Origin of the sequence: Rhodococcus sp. WB9 (genome assembly GCF_007558985.1) — a bacterium.
Lineage (GTDB): Bacteria > Actinomycetota > Actinomycetes > Mycobacteriales > Mycobacteriaceae > Rhodococcus_F > Rhodococcus_F opacus.
Genome location: NZ_CP041769.1, coordinates 4281796 through 4299484 on the forward strand (window position 1 = coordinate 4281796; position 17689 = coordinate 4299484).

Annotated in this window: 24 protein-coding genes and 1 pseudogene; 15 read left to right on the forward strand and 10 right to left on the reverse strand. The window is 66.4% G+C overall.

What is annotated here, in order from left to right; translation table 11 throughout:
• Positions 1-9: 9 nt before the first annotated feature.
• The 3 genes from FND50_RS19675 to FND50_RS19685 all read right to left on the reverse strand — a co-directional run bounded on the left by FND50_RS19675 (position 10) and on the right by FND50_RS19685 (position 2963).
• Positions 10-396 carry a hypothetical protein gene (locus tag FND50_RS19675; RefSeq protein ID WP_144286795.1) on the reverse strand — a complete coding sequence of 129 codons (387 nt, stop codon included), beginning with the start codon at positions 394-396 and terminating at the stop codon, positions 10-12.
• Between the two features lie 204 nt (positions 397-600).
• The gene (locus FND50_RS19680; RefSeq protein WP_144286796.1) at positions 601-1647 is read right to left on the reverse strand and encodes a sigma-70 family RNA polymerase sigma factor; all 1047 of its coding nucleotides are present in this window, start codon (positions 1645-1647) and stop codon (positions 601-603) included.
• Between the two features lie 116 nt (positions 1648-1763).
• Positions 1764-2963 carry a serine hydrolase gene (locus tag FND50_RS19685; RefSeq protein WP_144286797.1) on the reverse strand — a complete coding sequence of 400 codons (1200 nt, stop codon included), beginning with the start codon at positions 2961-2963 and terminating at the stop codon, positions 1764-1766.
• 858 nt (positions 2964-3821) lie between these two features.
• Here FND50_RS19685 and FND50_RS19695 point away from each other — a divergent pair.
• The 11 genes from FND50_RS19695 (at position 3822) to FND50_RS19745 (ending at position 9908) form a co-directional block, all read left to right on the forward strand.
• Positions 3822-4289: a hypothetical protein gene (locus FND50_RS19695; protein ID WP_260850526.1), complete on the forward strand. Its 468-nt coding sequence runs from the start codon at positions 3822-3824 to the stop codon at positions 4287-4289.
• 280 nt (positions 4290-4569) lie between these two features.
• On the forward strand, positions 4570-5274 hold the full coding sequence (locus FND50_RS19700; protein WP_144286798.1) for a hypothetical protein: 705 nt from the start codon (positions 4570-4572) through the stop codon (positions 5272-5274).
• Positions 5275-5279: 5 nt separating this feature from the next.
• Positions 5280-6458 (forward strand): SRPBCC family protein, encoded by a 1179-nt coding sequence (locus FND50_RS19705; protein WP_144286799.1) that lies wholly within the window; start codon positions 5280-5282, stop codon positions 6456-6458.
• A complete protein-coding gene (gene gvpJ, locus FND50_RS19710; protein WP_005246459.1) occupies positions 6455-6868 on the forward strand; it encodes a gas vesicle protein GvpJ in 414 nt (137 codons plus the stop codon). Before FND50_RS19705 ends, gvpJ begins: the two co-directional genes overlap by 4 nt.
• Positions 6868-7647, forward strand: coding sequence for a GvpL/GvpF family gas vesicle protein (locus tag FND50_RS19715; protein ID WP_005564556.1), 780 nt, complete (start codon positions 6868-6870; stop codon positions 7645-7647). Before gvpJ ends, FND50_RS19715 begins: the two co-directional genes overlap by 1 nt.
• Positions 7648-7650: 3 nt before the next feature.
• Positions 7651-7902, forward strand: coding sequence for a gas vesicle protein GvpG (locus FND50_RS19720; RefSeq protein WP_005564558.1), 252 nt, complete (start codon positions 7651-7653; stop codon positions 7900-7902).
• 6 nt (positions 7903-7908) lie between these two features.
• Positions 7909-8199, forward strand: a complete 291-nt coding sequence (locus FND50_RS19725; RefSeq protein ID WP_037206337.1) for a gas vesicle protein — start codon at positions 7909-7911, stop codon at positions 8197-8199.
• Positions 8196-8603: a gas vesicle protein gene (locus FND50_RS19730; protein ID WP_005262632.1), complete on the forward strand. Its 408-nt coding sequence runs from the start codon at positions 8196-8198 to the stop codon at positions 8601-8603. Before FND50_RS19725 ends, FND50_RS19730 begins: the two co-directional genes overlap by 4 nt.
• Positions 8590-9369 (forward strand): GvpL/GvpF family gas vesicle protein, encoded by a 780-nt coding sequence (locus FND50_RS19735; protein ID WP_144286800.1) that lies wholly within the window; start codon positions 8590-8592, stop codon positions 9367-9369. The genes FND50_RS19730 and FND50_RS19735 overlap by 14 nt, the downstream gene beginning before the upstream one ends.
• 4 nt (positions 9370-9373) lie before the next feature.
• Entirely contained in the window at positions 9374-9583 is a 210-nt protein-coding gene (locus FND50_RS19740; protein WP_005262634.1) for a gas vesicle protein, read from the forward strand.
• The gene (locus FND50_RS19745) at positions 9576-9908 is read left to right on the forward strand and encodes a gas vesicle protein K (protein ID WP_005262635.1); all 333 of its coding nucleotides are present in this window, start codon (positions 9576-9578) and stop codon (positions 9906-9908) included. Before FND50_RS19740 ends, FND50_RS19745 begins: the two co-directional genes overlap by 8 nt.
• 21 nt (positions 9909-9929) lie before the next feature.
• On the opposite strand, the gene FND50_RS19750 is transcribed toward FND50_RS19745, so the two are convergent.
• The 3 genes from FND50_RS19750 to FND50_RS19760 form a co-directional block, all read right to left on the reverse strand.
• Complete coding sequence (locus FND50_RS19750) at positions 9930-10124, reverse strand: CsbD family protein (RefSeq protein WP_005262636.1); 195 nt, start codon at positions 10122-10124, stop codon at positions 9930-9932.
• A 99-nt stretch (positions 10125-10223) separates the two neighbouring features.
• A complete protein-coding gene (locus FND50_RS19755) occupies positions 10224-11282 on the reverse strand; it encodes an S-adenosylmethionine:tRNA ribosyltransferase-isomerase (RefSeq protein ID WP_144286801.1) in 1059 nt (352 codons plus the stop codon).
• Positions 11279-11989, reverse strand: a complete 711-nt coding sequence (locus tag FND50_RS19760) for an SDR family oxidoreductase (protein WP_144286802.1) — start codon at positions 11987-11989, stop codon at positions 11279-11281. Before FND50_RS19760 ends, FND50_RS19755 begins: the two co-directional genes overlap by 4 nt.
• A 244-nt stretch (positions 11990-12233) precedes the next feature.
• On the opposite strand from FND50_RS19760, the gene FND50_RS19765 reads away from it, so the two are divergent.
• Positions 12234-12554, forward strand: coding sequence for a hypothetical protein (locus FND50_RS19765; protein ID WP_144286803.1), 321 nt, complete (start codon positions 12234-12236; stop codon positions 12552-12554).
• A 52-nt stretch (positions 12555-12606) separates the two neighbouring features.
• Here the strand turns inward: FND50_RS19765 and FND50_RS19770 are convergent, their stop codons facing one another.
• Complete coding sequence (locus FND50_RS19770) at positions 12607-13197, reverse strand: class I SAM-dependent methyltransferase (RefSeq protein WP_144286804.1); 591 nt, start codon at positions 13195-13197, stop codon at positions 12607-12609.
• Between the two features lie 152 nt (positions 13198-13349).
• Between FND50_RS19770 and FND50_RS37600 the strand changes: the two are divergent.
• Positions 13350-14271, forward strand: a pseudogene (locus FND50_RS37600) (Gfo/Idh/MocA family oxidoreductase).
• Positions 14272-14310: 39 nt separating this feature from the next.
• Here the strand turns inward: FND50_RS37600 and FND50_RS19780 are convergent.
• Positions 14311-15117 (reverse strand): alpha/beta fold hydrolase, encoded by an 807-nt coding sequence (locus tag FND50_RS19780; protein ID WP_144286805.1) that lies wholly within the window; start codon positions 15115-15117, stop codon positions 14311-14313.
• A 290-nt stretch (positions 15118-15407) separates the two neighbouring features.
• On the opposite strand from FND50_RS19780, the gene FND50_RS19785 reads away from it, so the two are divergent.
• Complete coding sequence (locus FND50_RS19785; protein WP_260850530.1) at positions 15408-15692, forward strand: hypothetical protein; 285 nt, start codon at positions 15408-15410, stop codon at positions 15690-15692.
• 62 nt (positions 15693-15754) lie between these two features.
• On the opposite strand, the gene FND50_RS19790 is transcribed toward FND50_RS19785, so the two are convergent.
• On the reverse strand, positions 15755-16225 hold the full coding sequence (locus FND50_RS19790) for a DUF6194 family protein (RefSeq protein WP_144286807.1): 471 nt from the start codon (positions 16223-16225) through the stop codon (positions 15755-15757).
• A gap of 87 nt (positions 16226-16312) precedes the next feature.
• Between FND50_RS19790 and FND50_RS19795 the strand changes: the two genes are divergently transcribed.
• Positions 16313-17059 carry a MerR family transcriptional regulator gene (locus FND50_RS19795; RefSeq protein ID WP_260850531.1) on the forward strand — a complete coding sequence of 249 codons (747 nt, stop codon included), beginning with the start codon at positions 16313-16315 and terminating at the stop codon, positions 17057-17059.
• Here FND50_RS19795 and FND50_RS19800 read toward each other — a convergent pair.
• Positions 17010-17639: a bifunctional 2-polyprenyl-6-hydroxyphenol methylase/3-demethylubiquinol 3-O-methyltransferase UbiG gene (locus tag FND50_RS19800; RefSeq protein ID WP_144286809.1), complete on the reverse strand. Its 630-nt coding sequence runs from the start codon at positions 17637-17639 to the stop codon at positions 17010-17012. The genes FND50_RS19795 and FND50_RS19800 overlap by 50 nt on opposite strands.
• Positions 17640-17689: the final 50 nt, after the last annotated feature.

Sequence of the window (17689 nt, forward strand, 5' to 3'; positions counted from 1 at the left end):
GACAACGACTCACTGGGTGTTGATGTATTCGTGAATGGCCTGCTGCGCCCGGGGGTTGCCCTGCCCGATACCGACGATCGCGCCGGTGATCGCCCCGATCGGCGTGCCGACGATGCAACCGGCGAGACTGCCGGGGAACATCGAGACACACCCGACGCCGAGACCGATGAGCGCGCCGATCGCCGTCCCGGCCGCTCCCCCGTTGGCCCAGCCGACGCCGAGCTCGTTGAGCATGTTCTCGAGGGCCTTCTGCTTGTCGACCTCGTGCCTGCCGGGGATCGCCAGGGCCGGCGTTCCCGTGTTCGGTAGGACCGGGTCGGCGTGGGCCGTACCCGCCCCGAGTGTCACCGTCGCTGCGACGAGGACCGACGCTGCCGATTTCTTGATCAAGTTCATCGCGATCCCACCCTGCTGAAGAAGGAAAAACCGGTTCCGACTGTAACCTGCGGCTGCATCATCGGTGGCGAAACCGCGGCATCGGAAGACTACCCCGGCGATTGTCCGCCGGCAGGGCTGAAATGTTCGGCTCGAGGTCTCGGTAAAGATGTGTGTGCCGTCGTGGTGCCGCCCGTGGCGCACAGCACCTCGCCGAGCAAGGGTTCAGGGCAGCGATTCGGGCAGCCCGAACGGCTCGAAGTGTTCCGGCCCGAGGAACGAGGTGAGGTCCGCGATCTTGGTGCCGCGCAGGGTCAGCACGGTGATCGACCAGGGCAGGTGGGTGCCGGCGTCTTCGTCCCAGAGGTAGAAGGCGACGGCGGGCTGACCGTTCGCACCGACCGGGAGGTGACGCCACGAACCGCACCCCGTGAGCGGGACCCGGACCGCGAAATCGGTGACCGCGTCGAGACCGCGGTACCAGTGCGCCATCGGTGGCATCGACCAGGTGACATCCTCCGTCAGCAAGGCAACCAGGGCGTCGGCATCACCGCGTTCCAAAGCACTGGAGTACCCGGCGACGATGGCACGCAGACGCGTATCGTCGATCTCTCGCAAAGTGTGCGCCTGCGTGACCGGCGGTATCTTTTCGGCGACGATCGCCCGTGCCCGCTGCAGCGCGCTGTTCACCGACGCCGTCGACGTATTCATGGTGTCGGCGATCTCGGCGGCGGAGAAACCCAGGACTTCGAAGAGAAGCAGGGCCGCCCGCTGATTCCCCGGCAGATGTTGCAGTGCCGCAACGAATGCCAATTCGACAGCCTCGCGTTGCTCGTAGTGTACGGCCGGCCCCGCCGATTCGGCGGTCGGACCCGCGTCAGCGTAGGGCCCCAGCCAGGCCACGTCCGTGAGCGGGATGTCACCGATGACGGCACGATCACTGGACGGGCCCAGGTCGACGGGCAGGGCCCGCCTACCGCGCGATTCGACGGTGTCCAGGCACGTGCGTGTCGCGACGGTGTAGAGCCAGGAGCGCAGCGCGCTGCGACCTTCGAACCGAGCAAAACCGCGCCACGCCCGCAACAAAGCGTCCTGCAGAGCGTCGTCGGCGTCGTGACTGGATCCGAGCATGCGGTAACAATGCGCGTGCAGTTCTCGGCGCAACGGTCCGACGAGGCGGGTGAACGCGGCATCGTCTCCATGGCGCGCCCTGTCCAGGTCGGCATCCTCGGCGTCTGCCGCGCCGGGTGTTCGTGCGGACATGTCGGTCACAAGGGACGATTCTGCCCGACCGCCGGCGGCCGCACCGGCGACCGGCGAGACCTGCCAGCGCTAGACGGGCCCTCGCGGTCGATCTCGGGCATCGGACCGTGGCACAGCGCACCGCATCACCTGGTGGTGGTCGCAGCTGGTGTGGGCGCCAGCGACATCCCGGCGTAGACCTCGTCGAGAACCGTGGGGAGCATAGCGTTCGCCGTGGTCTTGCCCTCGGGTGACAGGGTCAGGTTCGTCCAGATCACCAGCGTGACGTCGTTGTCCGGGTCGTAGCCGATGAACGAGTTGAAACCCGGCAGCTCACCGCCGTGGTAGTACATCGAGGCGTTCGGCCCGAAACGCTGATAGCTGATGCCGTACCCGTATTGCTGCCCGTCGGGTGTGCTCGGATCCTCGGGTTGCAGGCTGTGGAGCCATTGCTGCTGGTACTCGGGATTCAGGACAGTGCCCGACACCAGGGCCCGGATCCACGTGGCCAGGTCGTCCGCGGTGGAGATGGCGCCACCGGCAGCGGTGGCGTAGGAGGAATTCTGGTTGGTGTAATCGAGGGGTTGGAGCGTTCCCGCGCGTGCGGCGGCCTGCATGTCGGCGGGATACTCCTCGTCGACCATCGCGTAGGACGATTCGCCGTACATGTAGCCGTGCGAATAGCGATCCGGGATGGTCGCGGCGTCGTCGGCGGCGGGAAGCGAAGTTTGCTGCAACCCGAGGGGCCCGAACAATCGATCCCGGAATTGCTCGGCCAATGGGCGCGCGCCGACCTTCTCCGCGATCAGACCCAGCAATGCGTAGTTCGTATTGCTGTACTCGTAGGAGGTGCCCGGCGGGAATTCCGGCGGGTGCCGAAACGCGATATCCAAGACCTCTTGCGGCGTCCAGGCCTTCGCCGGGTCGGTATCCAGAGTGGCCGCGAATTCGGATGAGTTCGTGTAGTTGTACAGCCCACTGCGCAACGTCAACAGCTCTGCGACGGTGATGTTCTCGCCGTTGGGCACATCCGAAACGTAGGTGGACACCGGGTCGCTGAACTCGAGCTTCCCGTCCTGGGCGAGGAGCACGGTCAGCGCCGCAGTCATGGTCTTGGTGTTCGACGCGATCCGGAAATGGGTTTGTTCGTCAGGCGGCGTCTGCGCGCCCAGTTCGGCCGTACCGACCACGGCGCCAAAGGTCCCCTGTGGGGTGCGGAGCTGCACCACCGCGCCGGGCACGAGTAGCTCCTCGGCCGCCGCGTTCACGGCGGCCTGGAATGCAGCCGGATCGATGGGTTTCAGCGCCGAGCCCTCCGGTGCGGCCGCGCTCGTCGCGGCGGGCACTGCACCATTCGACGCCTGCGAGGTCGTCGGCTCGGAACTGGTCGAGCAGCCCGCGATCGCAACGGCAACGCCCACCGCGAGCACAGCGGCGCGGGTGGCATTCGGTGTGCGGCACCGACGCCCTCCGGCCGTCCGGCTCGGCACGTTCTCCGCCGGGAAATTCCTCATCGCCGGCATCACCGCCTCTGCGGCAGAGTTCGATACCGCGCCGATGAGCGGTACCAGCTGGGCAGATCTCCTTGTGCATCCTAACCCCGATGCCCGCCCGCTCCTTCGACTTCACCGGAACAATCTCCCGCGGAAAAACATACTTCTCCACCTTCACGGTGGGCCCCGAGGAGACAGAATGCAGAACCGCACTGATACCCGCCTCTTCCGACCCGCTCACCGTCACCCGCAACAACCCGCTCAGACGAACGCAGCGTCGGCGAGCGGTAGATCCGCCGCACCTGTAGCGCCCACTGAAATCCGCTCCCGTTTCAAGAATGGTCGCGAGGGTAATTGCGGTGTATGGGCGCACGAGTGAGGACAAGCGGCCGGAGCACACCGGCCAGGCCTGACCGTGGAGGCACTTCCTCTCACAGCAAGACCGCGGACAACGACAAGGCGAGGGCCACCGCCACGGCGGCGACAAGTCGATCTCACCAGACTTCGATGAAGTCGACGCCGCCCGCCGGCGCAGCCTCGGGTCGGCTGCCACGAAGACGACCGTTGCCCCCCAGGCGCCCGGCAGCCGAAAAATCACCCTCCACGTCACGCGACAGCGTGCCCGGGAGAAGCAAACCCGCACCCCGAGCGGACCGCCCCGACGCTACGAAGCCGACGGCCCGGAAGCGTTCCCGAGACACAGGGTCCCACGTGACGGCGCGCCCTCGGCCCACCACGCCGGCTCGTCGGCGCAGGCCTGACCCGCTCTCGCAGGAGACCGAACGCGGACTGTTGTCGCGGTCGGTCGAGGCGGTCATCGCGTGGCTGAAAGACCACGTTCACCGGCTCATGGACGCGATGCGAGAACGCGGCGAGACGGTGACGCAGAACATTCGGCAGAAGTTCCGGGAATGGATGGACACGCTCGTCGACACGATCTCGCAGAGCGACGCGGGGATCGACGCCGTAATCGCAGGCATTCGGGCCGCGCTGACCGGCAAGAATCCTGTGTGGGCCGCGATCAAAGCGCTCGTGTCCGGGTTGAGCGGCAAGGCCAAGGTCGCCCTCGTTCTCGTCCTTGTCCTCGGGTCCCTGCTCGCGCCGGTACTGCTCGTGGTCCTCCTGCTGGTGCTCATTGTCGCGGCACTGGTGGCGGCGGTGCGCGCCGCCGCCACGTGAACGCCCAGAATTTTCTCCGTGAACAGTGTTGCCGCTGCGGCACTTTCGATTTTCGGCGCCAATCCGCCATCTAGAGACAGTCCGCATGGATGCGTGGCCGCCGAAAGCTGCCCGAACCGAATTTTTTGCTGGTGGTTGAGTGTCCCGCAGCTGGGGTAGTCGACAAGCGGCGCCCCTTACCGCGCACGGTTTTGCGAGACATTTCCGAGGACGGTTCTGCGACACATTGCCGAAGTGGGCGAGCGGCGCGCCGGTGACTACTCGGTAAAGGGGTTCGACGATGAAAACCAAAGGTCAGGTGGCATTGGCCGTCGGCGCGGGATACATGCTCGGCCGTACACACCGAATGAAGATGGCACTGATGCTCGCGGCCGCGGGTGCGACCGGACGCTTCCCCGGCGGGCCACGAGATTTACTGGAACGCGGTACGAAGATGCTCGCGAGCTCCCCCGAGTTCGCCAAGATCAGCGACTCGGTGCGTGAAGAGCTGGTCAGCGCGGCGAAGGCCGCAGCGGTCACCGCCGCAAGCCAACGTATCAACTCGCTCAACAGCCGCCTCCTGTCGAGCGGCGGAGAAGTCGTCGGCGACGTTGGCGACACCGTGGACGACACCGCGAGTGGTGTCGGCAATTCCGTAGGCAAGCTCAGCAGGCTCGGAAAACTCGGTCGCAAGCGACGCGGCCGGTCCGAGGACGAGGAGTACGACGAAGCCGAAGTCGAGGAAGAGCCGGACGAACAGTACGCCGACGAGGAAGACGAGTACGAGGAACCCGACGAGGAAGAGGCCGCCGACGAGGAATCCGCGCCCCCACGCAAGCGCCCCGCCGCGCGTCGACGGACTTCCAGCAACGGCAGCTCCCGGCCGACCAGCAGATCGCGGAGCGCGAAGTCCGACGAGGATGACGAAGAGGCCCCTACCAGGGGCCGCAAGACACGGGCGAAAGCCACGACTAATTCTGCGCCCGTCCGGCGCGGCGGACGGTGAGCACGATGACGAACGCCGCGAAGAAATTGCGAGAAACCGCGCCGGGTGAAGGCAACGGATCGTCCAGCGTGCTGCAGGAAGCAATGCAGAAGCTGGTCGGCACGGTGGCCGACAAGGCACTCTCGACCGTCTCCGACAAGGTGCAGAACGCATCCGGGAGGCTCACCGACTACGCCGAGGGCGGCGGCGGAAGCCTGCTGTCCGCGGTCACCGGCAAAGAGCAGCAGGGTGACGGCAACGGGGACGAGAAGGGCGACGGCAAGTCACTGTTCTCCGGGCTGACCGACAAGGTGAAAGAGACGGCGTCGGATGTGAAGGACGCGGTCACCGGTGGTGGCGGTGGCGGTAAGGGCAAGAAGCTCAAGTTGACCAATATCGTCGAAACGATCGATGTCGGAGTCCCGGTTCAGCTGGCCTACAACCAATGGACCCAATTCGCCGACTTTCCGTCGTTTATGAAGAAGGTCGAACGGGTCGAACAGGAATCGGACGAAAAGCTCGAATGGAAGGCACAGATCTTCCTGTCGCACCGAACCTGGGAAGCGACGATCCTCGAGCAGGTTCCCGACGAGCGGATCGTGTGGCGCTCGAAGGGCGCCAAGGGGTTCATCGACGGGGCGGTGACGTTCCACGAGGTGACTCCCGATCTCACCCGCATCGTTCTGATCCTCGAGTATCACCCGAAGGGGTTATTCGAGAAGACGGGGAACCTGTGGCGTGCACAGGGGCGACGAGCACGGCTGGAATTGAAGCACTTTGCACGCCATGTCATGACACAGGCCGTTCTCCATCCCGACGAAGTCGAGGGCTGGCGCGGGGAGATCCGGGACGGGGAGGTAGTCGAGCAGGAGGAGGACGAGACGCAGCCGGAGGAATCGGAGGATCTCGAGGAAGAGGAAACGGACGAGAGCGAGGGTGAAGAGCCCGAAGGCGAGGAGCCTGAGAGCGACGAGGCTGAAGGCGACGAGGCTGAGGAAACCACCGAAGACGACACCGAGGAAACCGACGAGGACGCCGGCGAACAAACGGACGAGGACGAGGACGAGGAAGCACCGCCGCCGCGGCGCCGTGGTCGCCCGCGCAAGACCGCGGCTGCCGCTGAGGATCAGGCCCCGAAACGGCGAGGTCGCCCGCGCAAGACTGCCGCGAAGACGGCGGGCTCGCGACAAGGAGCACGGCGATGACGGCGATACAACCGGCGGGGGGAGGTGGCGGCGGAGTCAGCGGCGGTCCCAGCTCGAGTAGCCTCGCCGACGTCATCGACACCATCCTCGACAAGGGTCTCGTCATCGACGCCTACGTGCGTGTCTCGCTGGTCGGCATCGAACTGCTGACGATCGACGCACGCGTCGTGGTCGCCAGTGTCGACACCTACCTGCGGTTCGCGGAGGCCGTGAACCGGCTCGAAATCGGCAGTGGCGAGCCGAAGGGCCTGACGGATCTCGTCGGGGACGTCACCGAGGGTGGTGCCAAGTCGAAAACCAAGGGCGCACTCGAGTCCGCGGGCGAGAAACTCGGCGACATCCTCGGCGGAGGTCAGGAAGAACCTGAGCGCGAACGGGTTTCGCGCAAGTCCACTCGAGGGGACAAGTGATGTCTACGTCAAACCAGAGCACCGACGAGCCGCGCACCAGCGGTGTCTACGTGTACGGAATCGTGCCTGCCGATGTGGAAGCCGAAGAAGACGCGGTCGGCGTATGTGACGGACCGGTCAGCACCGTCAAGCACGGCGACATCGCAGCGCTCGTGAGCGAAATTTCAGTGGACAGACCGCTCGGTAAGCCCGAGGACCTCCGAACCCATGCGCACGTGCTGGACGGCACGTCTCGGGTGGCACCGGTGCTCCCACTTCGTTTCGGGGCGGTCATGACCGATGAGGACGCCGTCGCGGAGGAGTTACTCGCGGCACACGCCGAGGAGTTCGCCGCCGCGCTGGAGGAACTCGAAGGCCGAGCACAATACGTCGTGAAGGGGCGATACGTCGAGGAGGCGATCCTCCGAGAAATAATCGAAGAGAACGAACAGGCGAGCAAGCTGCTCGGCACGATCCGAGATCAGCCCGAGGAGACCACCCGCGACGCCCGGATGGCCCTCGGCGAGATCGTGAGCAACGCCATCGAGGCCAAGCGCGACGAAGACACCCGGAAGGTGGTCGAGGCACTCGACTCGCTGTCCGATTCGGTCAACGTCCGGGAACCGACGCACGAGGAGGAGGCCGCGCAAGTAGCCGTCCTCGTCGAGGTCGCCCGGCAGGAAGAACTCGAGAAGGCGGTGGGAGAACTGGCCGAGCAGTGGGACGGCCGGGTCGACATGCGCCTGCTCGGACCGCTCGCCGCCTACGACTTCGTGGTGACGCAGAAGCCGGAGGGCTGACCGATGGGTCTGCTGTCGTTCATCGCCACCCTGCCACTCGCCCCCGTTCGCGGGGTGATCTCGCTGGCCGAGTTGATACAGCAACAGGTCGAGGAGGAACTCCACAATCCCGCGAGTGCGCGCCGCGCGCTCGAGGAGCTGGAGGACGCCCGTGCGGCAGGCGAGATCTCCGCCGAGGAGGAAGAGCAGGCACAGCAGGCCATCCTCGATCGAATGACCGGAACAGCACATCCCACCGGTCCGGAAAAGGAGTGACGGGCGATGGCAGAAGAGGAGCCACCACCGTTGCCGGCACCCGAGATCGCCGAGATCGCGACGCGTGACATTGCGCAGTTGACCGGCAAGAAACCACTGGGTGCGACCTCGGTCATGCCGACCGACGACGGCTGGACGGTGGAGGTGGAGGTAGTCGAGGACCGGCGAATACCGTCGTCGACGGACATGCTCGCGATGTACGAGGTGGTGTTGGATCTGGATGGAGAGCTCCTGTCCTACCGCAGAACCCGCCGCTACGTCCGCGGTGTCGGTGACAGCGGGAGCGCGCAGTCATGACCATCGCCGGCGGCGGCGCGAGCAACCTTCCGCAGAGTTCGGGCGGCGGAATGGGCGGTGGGCACCAGTCGACGAACCTCGGCGAGATCCTCGAGCGGGTACTCGACAAGGGGCTCGTGATCGCCGGAGACATCCAGGTCAACCTGCTCGACATCGAACTGCTGACCATCAAGGTGCGACTGGTGATCGCCTCGCTGGAAACCGCGAAGGAGGTGGGCATCGATTGGTGGGAGCACGACCCCTGGCTGACCGGCAGGAACAGCGACGTCGAACTCGAGAACCGGAAGCTGCGGGAGCGGATCGCCGAACTCGAGTCCGACAGGTCTGTTCGCCCTGCTGTCGAGGCCGCCGAAACGGTCGAGGTGGAGGCGAAACGTCAGGAGCAAGACGATGACCGCGGATGACGGTGTCTGGCTCTACAGCATCACCACCGACAACATCGGCGACGCACAACTCGCCGGGGTCACCGGCGTGGCCGGCGAACCGGTCCGCGCGGTGGCGTCGGCGGGTCTGGTCGCGGTGGTGGGGACGGTGAGTCTGAGCGAATTCGGGCAGGACCCGCTGCAGCGCAACCTCGAGGATCTCGACTGGCTCGCGGCAACCGCGAGAGCACACGACGCTGTGGTGGCTGCCGTACTGCGCCACGGTCCCACCGTTCCATTGCGGTTGGCGACCCTCTACCTCGACGACGATCGCGTTCGCCTCCTCCTCGACGAACGACAGGAGGAGTTCAGCACAACGCTGTGTCGGGTGACCGGACGAAGCGAATGGGGTGTCAAAGCGTACGGAGACGCGAAGGCTTTGGCGCAGAACGTGAAAGAGGAGCCTTCCGCGACGGGTACTGCGGGAAAGGGGACCGCGTATCTCCTGCGTCGTCGTGCGGAGTTGAGCGCACAGCAAGACGTGGAACGCAGGGCAGCCGGCCACGCGGACGAGATTCACTCCGCGCTCCTGGGCCATGCCGTCGACGGGCTTCGACGGCAAGTCACCGATCCGGTGCTGACCGGCAAACGGGCCTGGATGATCTTCAACGGCACCTACCTCGTGGACAACGCACGGGTCGACGACTTCGCTGCGCTCGTGTCGGCACTCGACACCGAACACCCGGGCATCACACTGGATCTGACCGGACCGTGGCCGCCGTACTCCTTCGCCGGGATCGACGGGTGAGCCCATGAGCGAGATGGTCCCCGCGGACGACACTCGCCGCATCGCGCTCGTCGACCTGCTCGATCGGGTGCTCGGCGGTGGTGTCGTCATCACCGGTGAGATCACCCTGTCGCTCGCCGACGTCGACATGGTCCGGATCTCGCTGCGCACACTCATCGCATCGGTCAGCGCACTCGTCCCCGACCCGGCCGGGCCGGACCCCGCCGATGACTGAGTCCGAGCCCGTCGATTCGGATGCACCGACCGACATCGGTCGCCGGGTTCTTCCGCAGCGAATCGACGCCGACCCCGAATCCGTCGAGAAGGGCCTGGTCACGCTGGTCCTGACGATCGTCGAACTACTACGACAGTTGATGGAACGGCAGGCGATACGCCGAGTCGAACACGGCGATCTCAGCGACGAGCAGATCGAACGCATCGGCACGACACTCATGCTCCTCGAGGAGCGGATGGCCGAGTTGCGTGAGCATTTCGATCTCACGCCCGAGGACCTGAACATCGACCTCGGACCGCTGGGGCCGCTGCTGTCGAACGAATAGTCCGGACTCACCGAGGTTCGATCAATGTTTGAAGGCGTTCTTGATCTTCTTGCCCGCGTCCTTGAACTTGTCTCCCATCTGCTTGGTGTTGCCCTTGGCCTGTTCCTTGCTCCCCTCCGCCTCGAGGTGGGCGTTCCCAGTGGCCCTGCCGACAGCCTTCTTGGTGGCGCCTTCGGCGGTTTCGACCTTGTGCCGGATCTTCTTTCCCATGTTCATGACGACGTCCTGCTCTCTGCGATCCCTTCTGATTTGCCGAGATCACCACCTTCAGTCAACTCGCACCCGGGGTCGCTGTCGAGAAGCGTGGGCGCGGCGTCACCGTCGCAGCAACAGCGCACTGTCCCCGAACTCGTGCCAGAGGTAGCCGTGTGCCAGCGCCTCGTCGTAGGCGCGACGGACGGCCGCCTCCCCCACCACCGATTCGAGCAGCATCAGGTGCGACGCCCCCGGCGCGTGCCAGCCCGTGATCAGGCCGTCCACCACCCGTGTCGGCCTCGCCGCGCTCAGTACCAGGTCCGTCCAGCCGGCGCCCGCCAGCGACATGCCGTCCGAAGCGGCTTGGGTCTCGAGGGCCCTCGTCACGGTGGTGCCGACTGCGATGACGCGACCTCCGGCGGCGCGCCGGTCGTTGACCAGGCGCGCCGTCTGCTCCGGCACCTCGTACCGCTCCGGGATCGGTGGCTCCCCTTGCTCCGGCGACGAGACACCCGTGTGCAGCAGGATCGGCGCCACCACCACGCCCGACGTCACCAGATCGGTAACCATCGGATGGGTGAACGGCCGGGCGGCGCTGGCCATCTCGGCGCTTCCACCGGTGCGTCCGAAGATCGTCTGGTACGACGACAGGGGCCAGCGTTCGTGGACGTACGCGTAGGTGATCGGACGGCCCGAGGTGGCGAGCAGTTCCGCGGCTACGTCCGCGACGCCGTCGATCGAGGCCCGCCACAGCCTGGTCGAACCGAGGGGCCACGGTTCCACGAGCGTCGCAACAACGCCGCGCGGCAGAATGATCCGTGTTCCCGCCGCGACCGCGTCGAGGGCCACGGAGACCGGTCCCGGCGCTCGCACCTCGACCACCCAGTCCCCATCCTCGAGGTCGGTGGAGAAGTGCACGACCACGGGTCCCAACGTGCCGACGGTCCCGTCCACCGCCGCGGCCAACGTCGACGACGCGTTCACCACCACCACGTCGCCCGGCTGCAGGAAGCGCGGCAGCTCGTGAAATCTGGTGTGTTCCACCCTGCCCCGATCGGATACCAGCAGCCGCACCGAATCGCGCGGCAACCCCCGGCTCTCCGGTGGACCACTCGCCTCCAACCGCTGAGGCAGCACGAACCGGAACTCGGCCGCGGAGGCGACCCGTGCGCGCGTCACGACGACACCACCGTGTTCGCTGCGACCGCGAGGTCCGCCGCACGGTACCGGCCGCTGGGTGGGCTCGTGTCGAGCAAATGCAGCAACGCTGGTACCACGGTCTCGGGATCGGGCCGATCCGAGATGTCCTCGCCGGGGAACGCCGCCTGATGCATCTCGGTGCGCATGTCGCCGGGATCGAAGGCGTAGACCGCCAGGCCGGGCTCCTCGACCGCCAGCACCGCGGTCGCGTGGTCGAGCGCCGCCTTCGCCGCCCCGTAACCGCCCCAGCCCGCATACGCCTCGACCGCGGCATCCGACGAAATGTTGATCACGGTCCCGCCCGCATTCCGCACATGCGCGATCAGCGCGGCGATCAAGGCCAGCGGTGCGAGCACATCGGTCGCGAAGACCTGCGCCAATGCGTCCTCCGGATACCGGGTGAGGGTGGGCATCGGGCTGGGTCCGAGCGCGCTGGCGTTGTTGAGCAACAGGTCCAGTCGCCCCCGCGCCGCGATCTCGACGGCGATGCGCTCGCGCTGCCGCGGATCGGTCACGTCACCGGGGAGTGCGGTGATGGTGTGTGCCCGCGCGGCAACCCGATCGAGCGGTTCGACCCGCCTCCCGGTGACGATCACCTCCCAGCCGCGCTCCGCGAGCGTGAGTGCGCTCGCCCGTCCCAGCCCTGCCGATCCTCCTGTGATCAGCGCCGTCCTGGTGCCGTTCATCGCAGACTCCTTGCCTCCAGTGACATCTGCGACCCATCGTGAAACCTAAAGTCCACTTCATGTCAAGGACGGTGGTTGGAGCGTGCCGCCCGGCCGATTCACGCGGTGCACACCCGGGGTGGGATTTCAGGGTGGAGCGAACGATAATTGGGGTCCTACTGTGAGACGAATGCGTCGCGGGAGACGGCCCGCCGGAACCGGGCGAGCTGAATCCGGGGCGCCAACCGAATCGAGGGTGAATCGCATGAACACATTCGCAATGCGCTCGGCGCTCGCGGCGGCCGCCGCACTCGCCATCTTCGCCGCACCCGGTGTCGCGGCCGCGGCACCGAATCTGCACGGGGATCCGAACACTCCGGGAACACAGGTTCAGGTCGAGAGCGAGCCGGGCGACTCGAACAGCTACACCTGCGGGGCAGTCGGCGTCGCGGGAGCCGGAGTCGGGTCGAATTCCTCCGGTGGCGCCGGTCAGGTCAACGGCGCGTACTTCGGTCCCGGCCCCGTCCAGGGCGGCTGCGTAGGTAGCGACGGGTCGGTCTACTTCCCGACCGGCAACGCCGAATGACGGCACACACGAACGAAATGCCGACCGTTCACCGGGCCGAACCGCCCGCCGACTAGATCCGCTCGATGGTCGCGAACCAGGCCGGTGCGCCGTCGTCGTGGAATCTCGTCTCGATCCGGTCCGGCTCGATGGCGGCGACCGTCCATCCATCGCTGGGGTCGAACGCCGCTCTCAGCTCGTCCCGGCGGACGGGGTGCGGGCCGGTATCGGGACCATCGTCGCTGAAGCACAACACATACACGGTTCCGCCGTGTTCGGTCACCGACGCCAGACTCGCCACGTAGCGTGGTCGCTCGGCGGCGTCGAACGTGTGGAACAGTCCGCTGTCCAGCACGGTGTCGAACCGGCGCCCCGTACTGTCCAACTGGAACGCGTCGGCCACCGCGAATTCGACCTCGATCCGACGGTCATCGGCCTTCTCACGGGCGATCGCCAGTGCCGTCTCCGCCACATCGACGCCCAGAACCTGCAATCCCAGCGAGGCGACGTGAAGAGCGTTCTCGCCGGTCCCGCATCCCGCATCGAGCACCGCTCCGGCGAATCCACCTTCGGATGCCACCCGCACGATCGCCGGCTGCGGCCGGCCGACATCCCACGGCGCAGGCCCCTCGTGGTATGACGCATCCCAGGGGCGTCCCGTCATCCGTTCGTGACTGGTTGGCTGCCGACCGCTGAACGGATCGTCGGCGTGGGGTCCTGATCGCTCCGGCAATGTCGTCGCCTCCCTGCAACTCATCGTGCCACCTCATCGTGGCATGGCACTGCGCGGTTCTCGACCCCCGACACCGCGACTTCCTGCTGTACAGGCACCGGGTAGTGAGTTCCCGCTCCGCCTCACGTGTCGCCCGGACCGCCGCCGACTTCCCCGGAGTACCGGTGTTCTCGAGCCTCGGCGGGCTCAACGACTCCGGCGTCGATGCCGTCACGATCACCACCCCACCGCAGACGCGGCGCGAACTCGTACTCGAGGCGATCGGGCGCGGTGTGCACGTGGTCGCGGACAACCCCTTCGCGCCGGATGTCGAGACGGCCCGCGAGTTGGTAGCAGCCGCCGAAGACGCCGGCGTGCTGCTCAGCGTCTATCACAACCGTCGATACACGCCGACATCCGCACACTGAGGTCAGTGTCTGGCGTATCGAATCCCATTTCGACCTGGACGGTGCCGACACGCTCGAAGCCGGCACGACCGGCGGGCTACTGCGCGACATCGGCGCACACGTCGTCGACCAGATGCTGTGGTTGCTCGGTCCGGCAGAGAGGGTCGACGCCCACCTCGATTATGTCGACCGGCCGGAGGGGCGCACCGATGCCGGCTTCGTCGTCAATATCGCTCACCGCAGCGGTGTCTACTCGAGCGTCTCCCCGAGCAAGGTCAACCTCGAGGGACGGCTGCGGGCGTTCGGCAGCTTGGGCGCCTATGTGGCGGACGGTACGGACGTGCAGGCACAGACTCTGTTCGCGGGGACGCGGCCCGTCGACGATCCCGCCGGGTGGGGTTACGAAGGACGGGAACGGTGGGGCGTCCTCCACACCGCAGAGGGCGCGGAAACGCACCCGTCGCAACGGGGTGCGGATCAGGACTACTACACGGAATTCGCGACCGCCGTTGCCGGCAAAGGCGAGCAACCGGTGCCTGCCCGCACCGCGCTCGGCACCATCGCGGCGTTGGAGGCGGCGGGGATCGGCGGCACGGTCGTCGTGCGGTCCGCCGACTGACCGGTAGCGACCGCGGCGGCGCTTGCCACGGTTCGGGGCTCAGGACGAGGAATCGAGAAATTCGGCGACAGCCCTGTTGAACGAATGTGGTCGTTCCATGTTCGTCGCGTGGCCTGCGCGCGCGACGACGGTCGATGCTCCGTTCGGTGCGAGTGCTGCGGCCGCTGCGGCGTGTGCTGACGGCCAAAACTCGCTGTCGGAACCGGCAACGAAGAGCACGGGAAGATCGCTCGCACGGATCGTCCAACGCCAGTCGCGTTTCGCATGATCGTTCAACAGGGCGAGTTCCGGTGGCGACAGGGTTCGGTCGACGCGGCCCATCGCGGCAAGCAGGCGGACCAACCGCATGCCGCGTTTCCAGATCGGGGTGCCGTGGCCGGTCGCGGGAATCCCGTCCGCAAAGAATGTGTCGACCTTCTCCTGGTCGTAGCCGTAGAACCCGTACGCCCACTCCGGTGCATTGAGCATCCGCGGAGTCTGATCGACCACAACCGCGGCGCGAAGCCGCCCCGTGCCGTACGTGTCGACGTACGACCAGATCGTGCTTCCGCCCATCGAGCCTCCGATCATTGCTGCACCCTGCAGGTCGAGTTGCTCAATGAGGGCGTGCACGAGTCCGGCGCGTGTCTGCATCGTCGTGCCGGGCAGCATGGCGGGAGCCGTTCCGTGGCCCGGCAGATCCACCGCGATGACGCGGTGACCTGACTGGATCAGCGACGGGATCTGATACCGCCACGACGTGGCGGGGACTGTGAAACCCGCCAGCAAAACCACGCTCGACGAGGATCGGCCGTCACCATGCACGGTGTAGTCGATTCGAGCCCCGCCAGATTCGATGGAAGGCACTGCTTCTCCTGTCCCCCACTGGTCCCGGCCGACGCGTCACGGCGCCCGCCTGCGGTCACTGCGACGGTAGTACGGACTCGGGAATTCATCCATGGAGAGCATCTCCACTACGGGAGGGATTCACTGTGGAAACGAAATTCCTGGACCGTCGGGTGTAACGTTCCGGGCCTTCGCCGACACCATTCGAGTAGCTGTGGACGTTGGGCCCACGCATTCGAACAGGACACTACGAAATGCACACCTCACTTCCCCACTCAGAGACGTCGCACGCGGCGAATACTTCGGGCGCAGTGACCCGTCTCCCTCGAATCCGCCTGCGAAACCGGTTCGCCACGGCCGCTGTCGCCTCCGCGCTCGCCGTCATCCCTCTCGGAGCCACCACCGCCGTCGCGACAGCAGCCGACCATCCCGCCACGACAGTCGCCGCACCCGCCATCCCCGGCGACCGCGGTGACCACGGTGACGGCCCCCGCCACGACCGACAACGCGACCAACGGCAAGAACGCAGGGACCAGAGCATGACGCTCGACGAACTCCTCGTCGGACGGAACAGCAGCCAGATCTACCAGATGTGACGACGCGTGACCGAGGACGACGCCAGTTTTCGTCGTCCTCGGTCCCGCGCGCCTTTCTCGTATCAGCGTCGGGTGGATTCCGCTCGTCGCTCGTAGCGCGAGCGAGCCAGGGTGTGCGCCCCGCGCAGCAACTCTCGAGTGACTTCGCCGGAGCGAGAGCCAGGCTCGGTGACCGCCAGCCAGCCCAAAGGGCCGTAGACGGGATGCGCGATGACGGTGTCGGGCACGCCGGCGTCGGCGACGCCCTGTTCTCGCAGTGCGTGGCCGGTTGCCTCGATGAATGCCTCCTTCCCGGCGTGGATGTTCACCCGGAACGCGCCCGCGCGGTCCAGACCCGAGCTTTCGTCGCCGGGGTAGTTCTTGATGACGATCGTGGCGAAGGGCTGGGTCCTGTCGGGAACGATTCGATCCGGTGAGTAGTAGAAGAAGGTGTCACCCCAGCTGATCTCCGGCGAACCGTCGCCGGGGGCAGGCCTGAGCGTCAGAACGTCGCCGAGGCCTTCGACGAAGTCGATGATGTCGTCCATGGTCATAGCTTCCAGCGTTTCATTAAAGTGCTTGTGGAGACCTCGAGGAGCAAACGTTGGAGAAATACGGTGCCAAGTCTCCAATCGCGTCATTTGCGGACAGTCGATGTCGCCCGGCGTGCCGGGTGCTCCGTGCAGCACGTGCGCAACCTCGAACGCGATGGGGTGCTGCCTCCCGCAACCCGCACGGCAACCGGATACCGCATCTACACCGACGCGCATGTGCAGGCCGCGCTCGCCTATCGCGAACTCGCCATCGGCGCCGGCCCGGTCGAAGCCAAACGGATCATGCGCAGCGTGCACACGTGCCCGGCCGCGACAACGGTCGCTCTCCTCGATGCGGCACACGCCCGACTCCACGCGGAACGAACCGAACTGGCCCTGGCGAAGCAGGCCGCCGATGTGATCTCGACCGAACCGATCGACGACGTGCAGGCCTCGGACTGGATGAGCGTGAGCGAACTCGCCGTCGCCCTCGGCATCCGCCCCTCCACGTTGCGGCACTGGGACACAGAGGGACTCGTCGTCCCGGACCGGGACACATTCACCGGAGCGCGCCGGTACTCCCCAACCCAGGTCCGCGGCGCTCGCGTCGTGCATCAGCTGCGAAAGGCCGATTATCGCATCGCACCTCTCCGCGGGGTCTTGGCACAACTCGGGCACACTTCCGGATCGGGTGACATCGGCGCCGTGCTGGCTGCCCGCGACCAGGCCACCACAGCACGCTCCCGAGCCTTGCTCGATGCAACCGCTGCCCTCACCGTGCTCCTCTCGCTCCAGGAAGGGGTGGTCAGTGCGCGCGCGAAAACACCGCCACGAGAAAGTCGGAATCCCCGGTGAACGGGCGCAGATCCCACGTCGACAGCAGCAGATCTGCCGTGAGGCCGTTGGCCTGAGCGTCCGCGAGGAATTGCGAGAACTCGTAGCCCCGGTCTGCACCGAACCCCACAACCACGCGACCGGTCGGGGCGAGATGGGAGGCGAATCCCGCCAGCACCGACTCGCGGGTCGACGGCGCAAGAAAAGTCATCACGTTGCCGGCACAGACGATCACGTCGAAATCGGCTGTTATGCCGTCGGCCGGCAGATCCAACTCCGCGAGGTCACCGACCAGCCACGTCGGACCGGGGTGATCCTCCTTCGCCACGTCGATGAGCACAGGATCCACATCGACACCCACCACGACATGACCGGCATCGTGCAAATAGCCGCCGAGGCGGCCCAGTCCGCACCCCGCGTCGAGTACCCGACCGCCACGGCCGAGCATTGCATCGACCAGGCGCGCCTCTCCCACGATGTCCTTGCCCTGCGCCTCCATCGCCCGGAACCGCTCGACGTACCACGTCGAGTGCCCGGGGTCGGCGGCTGTGATCTCCTCCCACTGGCTGGGGATGCGCTCCTTGGGTGTACGTGCACTCATTACCGATTCCTCCTCGATGCGGCCCGCCCGGCGAGCCACTGCCACCGTAT

What these genes read in the sequence shown, in the direction of transcription:
- FND50_RS19730 (WP_005262632.1), top strand. Translation starts at nt 8,196, where the DNA reads ATGACCATCGCCGGCGGCGGCGCGAGCAACCTTCCGCAGAGTTCGGGC.
- FND50_RS19740 (WP_005262634.1), top strand. Translation starts at nt 9,374, where the DNA reads ATGAGCGAGATGGTCCCCGCGGACGACACTCGCCGCATCGCGCTCGTC.
- FND50_RS19720 (WP_005564558.1), top strand. Translation starts at nt 7,651, where the DNA reads ATGGGTCTGCTGTCGTTCATCGCCACCCTGCCACTCGCCCCCGTTCGC.
- FND50_RS19750 (WP_005262636.1), bottom strand. Translation starts at nt 10,124, where the DNA reads ATGAACATGGGAAAGAAGATCCGGCACAAGGTCGAAACCGCCGAAGGC.
- FND50_RS19800 (WP_144286809.1), bottom strand. Translation starts at nt 17,639, where the DNA reads ATGAGTGCACGTACACCCAAGGAGCGCATCCCCAGCCAGTGGGAGGAG.
- FND50_RS19715 (WP_005564556.1), top strand. Translation starts at nt 6,868, where the DNA reads ATGTCTACGTCAAACCAGAGCACCGACGAGCCGCGCACCAGCGGTGTC.
- gvpJ (WP_005246459.1), top strand. Translation starts at nt 6,455, where the DNA reads ATGACGGCGATACAACCGGCGGGGGGAGGTGGCGGCGGAGTCAGCGGC.
- FND50_RS19735 (WP_144286800.1), top strand. Translation starts at nt 8,590, where the DNA reads ATGACCGCGGATGACGGTGTCTGGCTCTACAGCATCACCACCGACAAC.
- FND50_RS19725 (WP_037206337.1), top strand. Translation starts at nt 7,909, where the DNA reads ATGGCAGAAGAGGAGCCACCACCGTTGCCGGCACCCGAGATCGCCGAG.
- FND50_RS19770 (WP_144286804.1), bottom strand. Translation starts at nt 13,197, where the DNA reads ATGACGGGACGCCCCTGGGATGCGTCATACCACGAGGGGCCTGCGCCG.
- FND50_RS19765 (WP_144286803.1), top strand. Translation starts at nt 12,234, where the DNA reads ATGAACACATTCGCAATGCGCTCGGCGCTCGCGGCGGCCGCCGCACTC.
- FND50_RS19790 (WP_144286807.1), bottom strand. Translation starts at nt 16,225, where the DNA reads ATGACCATGGACGACATCATCGACTTCGTCGAAGGCCTCGGCGACGTT.
- FND50_RS19705 (WP_144286799.1), top strand. Translation starts at nt 5,280, where the DNA reads ATGACGAACGCCGCGAAGAAATTGCGAGAAACCGCGCCGGGTGAAGGC.
- FND50_RS19675 (WP_144286795.1), bottom strand. Translation starts at nt 396, where the DNA reads ATGAACTTGATCAAGAAATCGGCAGCGTCGGTCCTCGTCGCAGCGACG.
- FND50_RS19700 (WP_144286798.1), top strand. Translation starts at nt 4,570, where the DNA reads ATGAAAACCAAAGGTCAGGTGGCATTGGCCGTCGGCGCGGGATACATG.
- FND50_RS19745 (WP_005262635.1), top strand. Translation starts at nt 9,576, where the DNA reads ATGACTGAGTCCGAGCCCGTCGATTCGGATGCACCGACCGACATCGGT.
- FND50_RS19760 (WP_144286802.1), bottom strand. Translation starts at nt 11,989, where the DNA reads ATGAACGGCACCAGGACGGCGCTGATCACAGGAGGATCGGCAGGGCTG.